Source organism: Dyella sp. (assembly GCF_035508675.1).
Taxonomy (GTDB): Bacteria; Pseudomonadota; Gammaproteobacteria; order Xanthomonadales; family Rhodanobacteraceae; genus Dyella_B.
This window is the reverse complement of record NZ_DATJMN010000045.1, coordinates 1-10,722: the sequence shown is the minus strand read 5'-3', so window position 1 is coordinate 10,722 and position 10,722 is coordinate 1. Positions and strand designations below refer to the sequence as shown.

At 65.1% G+C, this 10,722-nt stretch carries 7 protein-coding genes; all 7 read right to left on the bottom strand.

Annotated features, from left to right (window positions below):
- Positions 1-975, bottom strand: a 975-nt coding sequence (locus tag VMA74_RS02820) for a prephenate dehydrogenase (protein ID WP_325364605.1), incomplete at its 3' end; no start/stop codon positions are given.
- 161 nt (positions 976-1,136) lie between these two features.
- The gene (locus tag VMA74_RS02815) at positions 1,137-1,664 is read right to left on the bottom strand and encodes a tetratricopeptide repeat protein (protein ID WP_325364604.1); all 528 of its coding nucleotides are present in this window, start codon (positions 1,662-1,664) and stop codon (positions 1,137-1,139) included.
- A 12-nt stretch (positions 1,665-1,676) separates the two neighbouring features.
- A complete protein-coding gene (gene mrcB / locus VMA74_RS02810; RefSeq protein WP_325364602.1) occupies positions 1,677-3,941 on the bottom strand; it encodes a penicillin-binding protein 1B in 2,265 nt (754 codons plus the stop codon).
- Between the two features lie 254 nt (positions 3,942-4,195).
- Positions 4,196-5,029 (bottom strand): SDR family oxidoreductase, encoded by an 834-nt coding sequence (locus tag VMA74_RS02805; RefSeq protein ID WP_325364600.1) that lies wholly within the window; start codon positions 5,027-5,029, stop codon positions 4,196-4,198.
- Positions 5,026-6,753: a hypothetical protein gene (locus tag VMA74_RS02800; protein ID WP_325364598.1), complete on the bottom strand. Its 1,728-nt coding sequence runs from the start codon at positions 6,751-6,753 to the stop codon at positions 5,026-5,028. The genes VMA74_RS02805 and VMA74_RS02800 overlap by 4 nt, the downstream gene beginning before the upstream one ends.
- Positions 6,754-6,875: 122 nt before the next feature.
- Entirely contained in the window at positions 6,876-8,945 is a 2,070-nt protein-coding gene (locus VMA74_RS02795) for a bifunctional (p)ppGpp synthetase/guanosine-3',5'-bis(diphosphate) 3'-pyrophosphohydrolase (protein WP_414649547.1), read from the bottom strand.
- A gap of 141 nt (positions 8,946-9,086) precedes the next feature.
- A partial coding sequence (locus tag VMA74_RS02790; protein ID WP_325364595.1) for a DUF3418 domain-containing protein occupies positions 9,087-10,722 on the bottom strand: 1,636 nt, incomplete at its 5' end.

The window sequence follows — 10,722 nt, the reverse complement described above, 5'->3', positions numbered from 1 at the left end:
GAGGTTGATGCCACGTTGCTCGAATACCGATAACAGTGTTCGCAACGATCCTGGCCGATCCAGCGGCAGGAACACGCTGATGTAACGCGGCTCATGCAAATCAGCGAGCAGATAGCCCAGGCGCTCGAAGGCGTAACTGCCCTCGGCCACGGCCTGTTCGCCGACGTATGCGCGGCTTTGCACCAGCAGTTTTTTGCGCAGCTCGTCGCGCGCCGCATCGTCGCCGCTGCGCACCAGATCGCGCAGCGTATCCAGCTGCGCGGCGAGGCGTTCCAGCATGGGCGCAACGTAGGGATTCTCGAATTGAATGTCCTGATAGATCGCCGGATTGCCGGCGAGAATACGGCGCGTTACCGCCATGTCCAGTTCGTAGCCCACCGAACTGAAAGGACGGATGCCCTCGAAATCGCCCACGGCAGGCGCCAACTCGCGCAACACGGCACCCTGCGCCATGTGCGTGGCGTGCACCATGCCTTGCACCAGCGCCATCACGCGATCGTGCTGATCCGCCTCGGCGCGCACGCAATCGGCTTCGCTGGCCGTGAGGAAATGCGCAAGCCATGCCCGCCACCTGTGCAAACGCGCTTCGCACACCACCATGGCGCGGCCGCGCAAGGTGGCCGCTTTCGGTGCGGCGCTCATCGGATGCAGGCCCACCACTTCGGCTTGCGAAGCAAGCATGGCCGCCACCGGCGCGGCCTTGATCGAGGTGATGTCCAGCCACAGTTGCTCGCGTTCGATGCCGGCGGCTTGCTCGACGTAGTGGCGGATCACGGTAGGCGTCTGGCGGATCGGCGCACAGAAGATCAGCACGTCGACGGTTTCCAGCAGTGCGCGCTCGGATAACGAGGTATCTCCGCATGGGTCGCGGCCGACGACGCACAAGCCCATGCGTTCCTCGAAGAAGCGGCGCAGCCAGCAGCCATAGGCGCCGTGGCTGCCGACGAGACCGATCCGTGGCTTGGCAGGGGTCATGAGGAGAAATTCAGCAACGGAACCGAACGCAAGATGAACCCCCTTTCGTGTTTCGCCTGCTTAGCTTGCCGTCTAGATTGGCCAGAGTGACTAAGCCCCAGCTTTCGCCGGGGCTATGTGTTTGAGTTTTCGCGCGTACAGTGGGCGATAGCGTTGTCGCCTCAAAACCGCTGTATCCCCGGCTCGCGGCATTGCCCCACCCACTTGCTCGCCGACGCTGCACCGGCCTCATCGTTGGCATGCATGCGGATCTCCGCAATCGTCTGCCAGTTGCGCGCGCACAACGGACCCTGCTTGGAACCCAGGGTCCAGGATTGATGCGCCAGCTTTTCCGCAAGTTGGAAATCGCCCATGTAGATAGCGACTTCGGCGCGATCCTGCAGCACGTCGGGCGCATCGGGGTTGCGCTTGAGCGCCATGTCGAGCTTGGCCGCGGCAGCCTGGTAGTTGCCGTTGCGCTCGTCTTGCTTGGCCGCATCCTGCAGCGCGGCGATGCCCGGGTCGATCAACGGATGCACGTTGATGACCGACTTGTCGCGCGCACCGGCAGCGCGGATCTCGCTCACCATGGCGACGTTGGACTTGTCCGGTGGCGTCGGCTTGGGTGGCTCGGGCGTAGGCTGGGCGCAGGCGGCGAGAAGAAGTACAGGGACCAGGAGGCTGGGGAGACGGAGCGTACGGTACGGCATGGTCATTCTTGGCTATGGCTGGCTGACGGTGGTGGTAGGTGATTCGGCGGCGGGCTGCGAAGCTCCCTGGCCGCCTCCGAACAGATTACCGATCTTTTGCCAGAAACACCCTTCAGAATCCGTAGAGAGGCTGCCGGCGATGACCGGCACCTCCCTCGCCCCGGAACATGCCGGGTCGCTGCGCCGGCCATCGGCGGGGTTGATCCAGGCCATTTCCAGGCCATCGCCCGGGCTGGCGGGCAGCGGCACGGTGGGCAACTTGCGGAACAGTTCCTGCCAGGCGCGCAGGGCGCCGGTGGAGCCCCACAAGTGACTGGGCTTGTTGTCGTCGCGGCCCATCCAGAACACCGCAAGGCGGTCGCCAGTGAAGCCGGCGAACCAGCTGTCGCGCAGATCGTTGCTGGTGCCGGTCTTGCCGGCCGTATGCAGGTAGGCCAGGCTGGAAGCGCCCAGCGATTTGGCCGTGCCATACGTCGTCACCTGCTGCATCGCCCAGGTCACCAGCCGTACCGCGGGCTGGTATTCGCCCTTGCCGCTTTGCACCTCGTAGCGCTTGATGGTGCGGCCATTGCCATCGACCACGCCGCTTACCGCCAGCAGCGGCAGTGCATGGCCGTCCGATGCAATGTACTGGTAAAGCTGCGTGACCTGGATGGGCGCCAGATCGAGCGCACCGATCAGCAGCGACGGGCCGGGCTGAACATCGGTAAGGCCGAACGAGTCGAGAAACGCCTTGATGCGCGGCAAGCCCACTTCCAACCCCAAATGGATGGTAGCGAGGTTCCATGAATTGGCCAGCGCGTCGACCATCGGCACCATGCCGTGGCTTTGGTTGTCGTCATTATGGGGGGTCCACCAGCTGCCGTCGGGCTGCTTCATGCTGACCGGCGAATCATCCAGCGGCGTGGCGAGATTCCAACGCTCGGGGTTGGTAAGCGCTACCAGATAGACGAACGGCTTGATGGTGGAACCGATCGGCCGGCGCGCATCCAGCGCACGATTGAAACCCTGGTCGCCCGCAAACTTGCTGCCCACTACGGCGAGCACGCTGCCGGTTTTCGAATCGGTGACGACGGCGGCGCCCTGCGTGTCAGCGCCGCGCTTGCCGAGATTGTCGATCGCGGTGCTGATCGCCTGCTCGGTATAAAGCTGCGTGGCCGGATCCAGCGTGGTGAAGATCGACAGATTGCCTTGCTTGAGCGTCTCTTCGTCGAAGTCGTTGGTGATCTGCTGGCGTACCAGTTCCATGAAGGCCGGGAAACGGTTATGCGGCAATTGGCCGTCGGCGATCACACCCAGCGGGGTCGCCTTGGCCGCACGTGCTTGCTCCTCGCTCAGCAGGCCGGTGCTCGCAAACATGTCCAACACCAGATTGCGGCGTGCCAGCGCACGCTCGGGATAGCGGCGCGGATCGAGCTGGCTGGGACCTTTCACCAGGCCGACCAGCAAGGCGATTTCCTGCGGCCGCAGAAACTCCAGCCGGCGCCCGAAATAAAACTGCGAGGCTGCGGCAAAACCATGCACCGCCTGATTGCCCTGCTGGCCGAGGAACACTTCGTTGATATACGCCTCGAGAATGCGCGCCTTGCTGTAGTGCATTTCCAGCAGGATCGCCATCAGCGCTTCGTTCAACTTGCGCCCCATGGTCTGTTCGCGGTTGAGGAACAGATTGCGCACCAATTGCTGGGTGAGCGTGGAAGCGCCCTGCACGGTATGGCCGGCGCGCAGGTCGGCCAAGGCGGCGCGCAGGATGGCGCTGAAATCCACGCCGATGTGATGCTTGAAGTCGCGGTCTTCCACCGCTTGCAAGCCGGTAATCAGCAACGGCGGTACATCGCTCAACTGCAGGTAGGTGCGATCTTCCTGCTTGGCGCCGTACACGGTGGCAATGCGTGCGGGATCCAGATGCGTCTCGCTCAAGCTTTTGCCGGAAGCCAGATCGGTAACCGATTGCACCATGCCATCGCGCAGCACCACGCGAATGTGCTTGGGCAATTCGCCGCCGTCAGGTCCGGCGTAGCCACGCGAGGAAATGACATACGTGCTGCCCTTTTTCGACCAACTGCCAGGCACGTCGCCGTGACCATCGTTTATGTAACCGGAGAAGGTGAGTTCCACTTCCAGCGCCCCGGGCGTCATCGGTACGTAGGGGGCGAGGCGCAGCGGCTGCGAATAGACGCGCGTGGGCACGGCAAAGACCAGGTCGCTGAAACGGTCCTGCACGCGCTTGTTGAGGATCAACGAGTACGGCAACAGGAAACCGAACAACAAGCCCATGCAGATCCAGAAGGGAATGCGCAGCCAGGGCCAGCAGGCGCTTGCGATCGAACGGAGTCGGCTGAAGAAGTCCAACGGGGCGGTATCCAGGGCAGAACGGCCGGATCGGCAGCGTCCGAGATCATAGGGCCCGGCACCCCGCGGCCGGATGAATACCGCCCGTCATGGATGGCGCGGGAAGGGCATTTCGGAGGTTTTGCACGGGCAGTTGATCTTGCCCCAATTAAGGATGCTCTGATTAATCCAGCGCATCCTTAAGACCGCCAGCATTCCGCATCCGGCCGAAATGGCCGCGGCTGCACGCCCAGCCATCGCGTCATCTCGGTGTTGTCGGCAACCAGGTCGGTTTCCAGGCGGCTCAGGGGGCCGCGCAGACTGGCCACGCTGCCGCGCGCCACACGCAACAACCAGGCCGGTAAGGGCACCGGCAGCGTCGCCACCGGCAAACTGCGCCGGACGCGCGCAAACATCTCGCCCACCGTCAGGCGTTCACCGCCGCCGATGGCAAGAATCCGGCCTGCCGCGGCGGGGTTATCCAGCGCCGCGAGGGCAGCCTGGGCCAGGTCCTGCGCATGCACGGGTTGGCGCATGCCACGCGCCGCCGGTAACGGAAACACTTTGAGACGCATGGCGCGCCGCGCGATCGGCGTGAGGCTTTTATCCCGCCCTGCCCCATAGATAAGCGTGGGGCGCAATACCGTCCAGGCGCTGCCGTGCCTGGCGCAGGCAGCGGCCAGCGCGGCCTCGCTGTCGCGAATCAGCTGGGACAGATCGCGCTCCGTAGCCACGTCGGAGGTGCGCTTGGTCTCTGCGCTCATCGAGCTGACCGCCACCACACGCGGCGCATGCGGCAATCTTGCCGCGCCCAGCCAATCGGCAAAGCCGTTCAAGGGACCGAAGCTGAAAATGGCGGAGATATCGTCGATCGCGGGGACGGCATCCGGCAGCCATCCGTTCAACCACGTCACCCCCTGCAGGAGTGTGTTTGCCGCACGGCTGACTGCCACCACCGGTTCATCGCGAGCAGTGAGCAACGGCAGCAGGTAATGACCGATCTGGCTACTGCCGCCAAACACTAATACGGTCATCGACCACCCTGCATGCGCGCCATGATTTCCCGCAGGCGCGGATCGTTGGGCTGCAGCTGGCGCCCTTGCTCTAGCGACGAGGCCGCATTGTCGCGATCGCCACTGTCCAGTTGCTGCTCGGCCTGGTCGAACCAGGCATTGGCCAACCGCTGGCGCGAAATGGCGATCGCCGCATCGCCCGGTTCGAGATTGTTGAGCGCATCGAGCAGGCTGCCGGCTTTCTTGAGACTGCCGCCGCGCAAGGCGTCATTGAATTGCTGCTGCACTTCGCCAGGCAGCGCTTGCAGGCCAGCCAACGCTTGCTGGTTGTTACCATCGATGGCCAGCGCGCCGCGATAGAGGTCATAGGCGCAATCGCCCGGCGGCGACATGATGTCGCCGCGCGCCGCGGCCTGCTTGGCGCGGCTCACCATGTCGGCGATCTGGATTTGCTGCTGTCCGGTGAGCTGCGCTGTCGGTAGGGCCGAGTTGTTCTCTTGCTGCTGCGCGCCCGCCGCGCCCCCGTTGCCGGCCGACGGCGGCAGCACGGCGGGAGCGGGCGGCTGCCCCAGGCGTGCGCGTGCGGCGACCAGGTCGGCCGAGCCCGGCGCAAGCGCATCGGCCTGATCCAGCAACTGCCGCGCGTGATCGGTATCGCCAGCATCGATCGCTGCGTTGGCTTGCACGACCAGCGCCTGCGCAACTTGGCCGAGTCCGGCTTTCGCCTGCGCATTATTCGGATCGATCGCCAGCGCAGCCTTGAAATGCGCGAGCGCGGTGTCGTTGCCGTCGCCATCGATGCGTCCGGCGCGCAAGGCGTCGTTGCCCTGGTTGATGGCATCCGTGAGTGCGCTATTGGCTTGTGCCTGCAACGCGGATAGCGATGCACGCAAGGTGGGCAGTTGTGCGTAATTGGGCAACACGGCGGCCAGGCGATCGATGCCGGCGGAAGCCGTGGCAACATCGTTCGCCGTCAACGCCTTCTGCACTTGCGCCGCCATCGCGTCGCCGACCTGATCCATGCCATGCCGCGCTACCGCGTTATCCGGCTCGGCAGCCAGTACACGTTGATAGAGCGCGGCGGCGCCATCCGGGCCATCGAGCTTGTTGTCGCTGAGCGCCTGCTGCGCCTGCGCGATCAAGGTATCGGTCTGGCCGGACGATACGCGCGCCTTGGCAATCTCCTGCGTGAGGCGATCCACGTCGCTGCCGCCGCCGAGCAGTTCGCGCGCATTGGTCAGGGCCTGGGTGGCTTCGTCGATCTTGCCTGCCTGCAAAGCGGCGTCGGCGCGCGCGATTTCGGCGCGGCCTACGTCGTTGAGACCCTGCCTTGCCGCATCGTTGTCCGGTTCGAGTGCGCGCGCCGCTTCAAACAGTTCACGCGCGCTGGTGCCATCGGTGCCGTCCAGATGGCCTTGTTGCAGGGCCACTTGGGCACGATGCAGCACCTCGTCGAAATCGGTACGCGGCACCAGGCTGCGCAAGCGGCTCTGGTTGAACCAAAGGCCGCCGACGGCCGCGAGCAGTACCGCGATCAGCACGATCAGAAACCAGTTGGGCTTTTTATAAGGACTCTTCACACCGGGCGCGCCGCGGCGATATGCAGGCTCCACCGTGATCTTGGGCAGGCCATCGTCCGGCGCAGGCGCGTGCGGCCGGTCCAGCTGATCCAGATTGCCCAGTTTCGGTTCGGTACGGCCGTTGCCGTTGTGGCCCGGATCGTTCAGGTCGCGCTTTCGGCTCATGGCTCGTGAGCTGGCAGATGAAGGCGTTCAGCTTAGCATTGCGTGGATGACAGGCGCCGGGGGCGAGAAGTTGCGTTCAGGATGCGTCCCTTTCCGAAGTTGTGGGGCAGAGCACCCGCAAGCTACCCCGCGCCCACCCTGCGCGCCTCCACCACATTCGGCAGCGCCGCCAACCGGTCCAGCAGGGTGGACAGTTGCTCGAAATCCCGCACGCGCAGGGTGTAGCGCATCTCCACTTCGCCGGTGCGCGGGAATAACCGGCTGTTGGAGGCGATGATGTTGATGCTGGCGTTGCTGATCACACCCACTACGTCTTTCTGCAAGCCCTTGCGGTCGTAACCGTTGAGCTGGATGGTCACCTCATAGGCCTGCGCACTGGCCTGGCCCCAGCTCACCTCGATCACCCGGTCCGGATCGCGCCGCGCCAACCGCGCCAGGCTGGCGCAATTGGCGCGGTGTACCGAAACACCCTTGGTGCGTGTGATGAACCCGCGCACCGGATCACCCGGCAGCGGCTGGCAGCATTTGGCCAGCACGGTGAGCAGATTGCCCACCCCTTCGATGGTGATCGCGCTGTGGTCGAACGCCGTCGGACGCGCTGCCGGCGGCGGCGCGCTGGGAATCGGCTCGGACGGCTGCTGCGACTCCTGCAGTACGCGCGCCACCTGCCCGATGCTGATCTCGCCAAGCGCAAGCCCAACCAGGAATTCGTCCTGTGTTTGCAGGCGGAACAACGCCGGCAGCTTGGCGAGATCCACGTCTGGCAGGGCCAGCCGTTTCAGTTCGCGTTCGAGCAAGGCGCGGCCGGCGGCAAGATTGGCCTCGTGCGCGCTGCGTCGGAACCACGCACGCACCTTGTCGCGTGCGCGGCTGGTGTGCAGATAGCCGTGATGCGCCGACAGCCAGTCGCGCCGCGGTTCGGCGATCTTGGTGGTGAGAATTTCCACGCGGTCGCCGCTGTGCGGCTGATGGGTCAGCGGCACGATGCGCCCGTTGACCTTGGCGCCGCGGCAGCGATGTCCCACCTCGGTATGCACGTGATAGGCGAAATCGAGCACCGTGGCGCCGTGCGGCATGTCGACCACTTCGCCCTTGGGCGTGAGCACGTAGACGCGATCTTCGAGCAACTCGGTTTGCAGCTCGGCCGCCAGTTCACCGTCATCGTTGCGCGGCTCCAGCAGTCGGCGCATCCAGGCGATCTTCGCCTCGAAGTCGGCATCGCCGCTGCCGCCTTCCTTGTAACGCCAATGGGCCGCCACGCCCAGCTCGTTGGCGCGGTGCATGTCATGCGTGCGGATCTGCACTTCCAGCGTCTTGCCGTGCGGGCCGATCACGGCGGTGTGCAGCGAGCGATAGCCGTTGCTCTTGGGCCGCGCCACGTAATCGTCGAATTCGCCGGGCAGATGCGGCCATAAGGCGTGCACGATGCCAAGCGCGGCGTAACAGTCGGCCACGCTGTCGACCAGGATGCGCACGGCGCGGATGTCGTAGAGATCGGAGAATTCCAGCGCCTTGCGCTGCATCTTCTTCCAGATGGAGTAGATGTGCTTGGGACGCCCGGCCAGATCAGCCTTGATGCCCGCCTCACGCAGCGCTTCGCCCAGTTCGGCCAGCGCCTGGCGAATGAAATGCTCGCGATCGCTGCGGCGTTCGTCCAGCAACTTGGCGATGCGCTTGTACGTGTCCGGCTGCAGATAGCGGAAGGCGAGGTCTTCCAGCTCCCACTTCAACTGCCAGATACCGAGACGGTTGGCGAGCGGCGCGTGGATGTCGCGGGTGAGCCGCGCCAATTCCTGCCGCTCGTCTTCCGCCAGATTGGCGGCCGCGCGCATGCGGGCCAGTTGACGCGACAGCAGGATGAACACCACGCGCACATCGCGAATGATCGCCAGCAACAGGCGACGCAAGCCTTCGGAGCCGCCCTGCGGCGGACGCTGTGCATGCAGTGCCCATACGCGCTCTGCCGCCGCCTGGCCGGCAACCAGGCGTTGCAACTCCTCCGGCAAGGACGCCGTCCGTTGCTCCCACGCCAGTGGGTGCGTGCGCGCGATCTCGAACCACAGCGCCGCAGCCTGGGTGTGTGCATCGCAACCGAGCATGGCCAGCAGGTCCAGCACGTCGCCGCATTCGTGCTCGTTCACCCCGTTTTGCGCGCACACCGCCAGCGCGTCGGCCAGTACCGGGGGCAGCATGCCCGCCCGTGACTGCCACGCCGCCAAGTGTCCTGCGGTAGTGGTGGCGTGAACCATGATAGGGGTGGTTGATGATGTTCAAGGCAGCATAACGCAAGCGCGCAGCCTCCTCACCAGCATCTGGCTGGATGAAATCCAGCCCTATTGCAGGGTTTCCAGCGCCTTTGCCAACCGCTTCACCGACACCGGCTCGGCCGTCTTCAGTTCTTGCGCAAACAGCGACACCCGCCATTCCTCGATCAGCCAGCGTAATTCGTCCAAGCCCTCGTCACCCGCCGCTCGGTGCTTGAGGTATTCGCGCCAATACGGCAGCACCTGCAGCATGCGTTGCTGGTCCTTGGCCGGGTCCTGGCGCAGGCGTTCGGCACGCAGGCGCATCGCCTTCAGGTAACGCGGAAAATGTGCCAGCCGCGCAGTCGGCAGTTCGCGCAGGAAACCCGGCGCGAGCAAACCGTCGAGCTGTTCGCGCAGATCGTCATAGCTGGCGCGGGCGAAGCCGATCAACGGCGGCTGCAACCAAGGTTTCATGTCCGCTTGCGCCTCAATGATCGGCTCGGCCAGCTTCAGGCGTTCCACCGCCGCGGCAAACACCTCGCGCGCCACATGCGTCTGCAGCACTTCGAAACCAGCGGCGCTGCGCACGTTGAGATTCTGCGCGGCGAGCACATCGTTGAAGCCGCCCTCTACCAGATCCTCGCGCAAACCATCCACGCTGCCGAGCGGTGCATATTTGAGCGAAATCGGATGGGAGATCGGCAGCCGGCGGCGCGCCTGTTTCACATCGCTGGCGAGCGCATGGCGCAGCAGGCGTTCGACGCCTTTGACGTGCGCCGTCAGCGCTTCGTCACACCGCTCGAAGACGCGCAGGGCCACCGCCTCGCCCAGGTCGACCAAGGCCGGGAACGCCAGCAAGCCGCCTTCGGAGCGCACCTGTTCGGGAATCTCTTCGAAATCCCAACGGGTGACATCTTCGCGGGTAAGCTCGATATCGGTCTTGCGCGAGAACGCTTCGCGCGCCTGCCCTTCCCACTGCTGGCGCAGCTGGCCGAGGTCGCGGCCGGTGGCAAGCGTGCGGCCTTGCTCATCGTGCAGGCGAAAACGCATAGCAAAGTGCGGCGCCAGCTCGACCGGCGCGAAATCAGCCGCCTCGATCTCTACGCCGGTCGTGCGGCGCAGGAAGGCCGCCAGCACCTTGGTGAGCCGCTCGTCGCGCGGCGCTTCCGCCTCCACGAACGCCCGCGCGAAATCCGGCGCCGGCACGAAATTGCGGCGCAGGGCCTTGGGCAGGCCACGGATCAACTCGGCGACTTTGTCGCCGAGCAAGCCAGGCACCAGCCATTCGCAACGCGCGGCCGGCAAGGCATTGAGCATCGCCAGCGGCAGGTGCAGCGTCACGCCATCGGCCTCGTCGCCGGGCACGAAGCGGTATTCCAGGCGATACCGCTGCGACGGGACGTCGAGCGAGGCCGGAAACGCTTTCGGGTCCAGGCCGGCGCCACCCACCATCACCTCGTCGATCGACCAGCGCAAGGCTGCCTGCTCGGCGGGACGTGCGTTGCGGTACCAGGCATCCAGGGCGCGGCTGCTGGCGATGTCTTCCGGCAATTTGCCGCGGAAGAAATCCACCAGTTCGTCTTCGTGGCGGATCAGGCCCTCGCGCCGCTGGCGCGCTTCGATGCCCTGCGCATCTTCCAGCACGCGCTTATTGGCGCGCACGAAATCCGCCCGCGTGTCGATGTCGCAGCGGGCGAGTGCTTCGCGCAGGAAGATCTCGTGT

Bases quoted from the DNA above. Each gene is read 5' to 3' on its own strand.
- VMA74_RS02795 (WP_414649547.1), bottom strand. From the start codon at position 8,945: ATGCTGCCCCCGGTACTGGCCGACGCGCTGGCGGTGTGCGCGCAAAAC.
- VMA74_RS02815 (WP_325364604.1), bottom strand. From the start codon at position 1,664: ATGCCGTACCGTACGCTCCGTCTCCCCAGCCTCCTGGTCCCTGTACTT.
- mrcB (WP_325364602.1), bottom strand. From the start codon at position 3,941: ATGGGCTTGTTGTTCGGTTTCCTGTTGCCGTACTCGTTGATCCTCAAC.
- VMA74_RS02800 (WP_325364598.1), bottom strand. From the start codon at position 6,753: ATGAGCCGAAAGCGCGACCTGAACGATCCGGGCCACAACGGCAACGGC.
- VMA74_RS02805 (WP_325364600.1), bottom strand. From the start codon at position 5,029: ATGACCGTATTAGTGTTTGGCGGCAGTAGCCAGATCGGTCATTACCTG.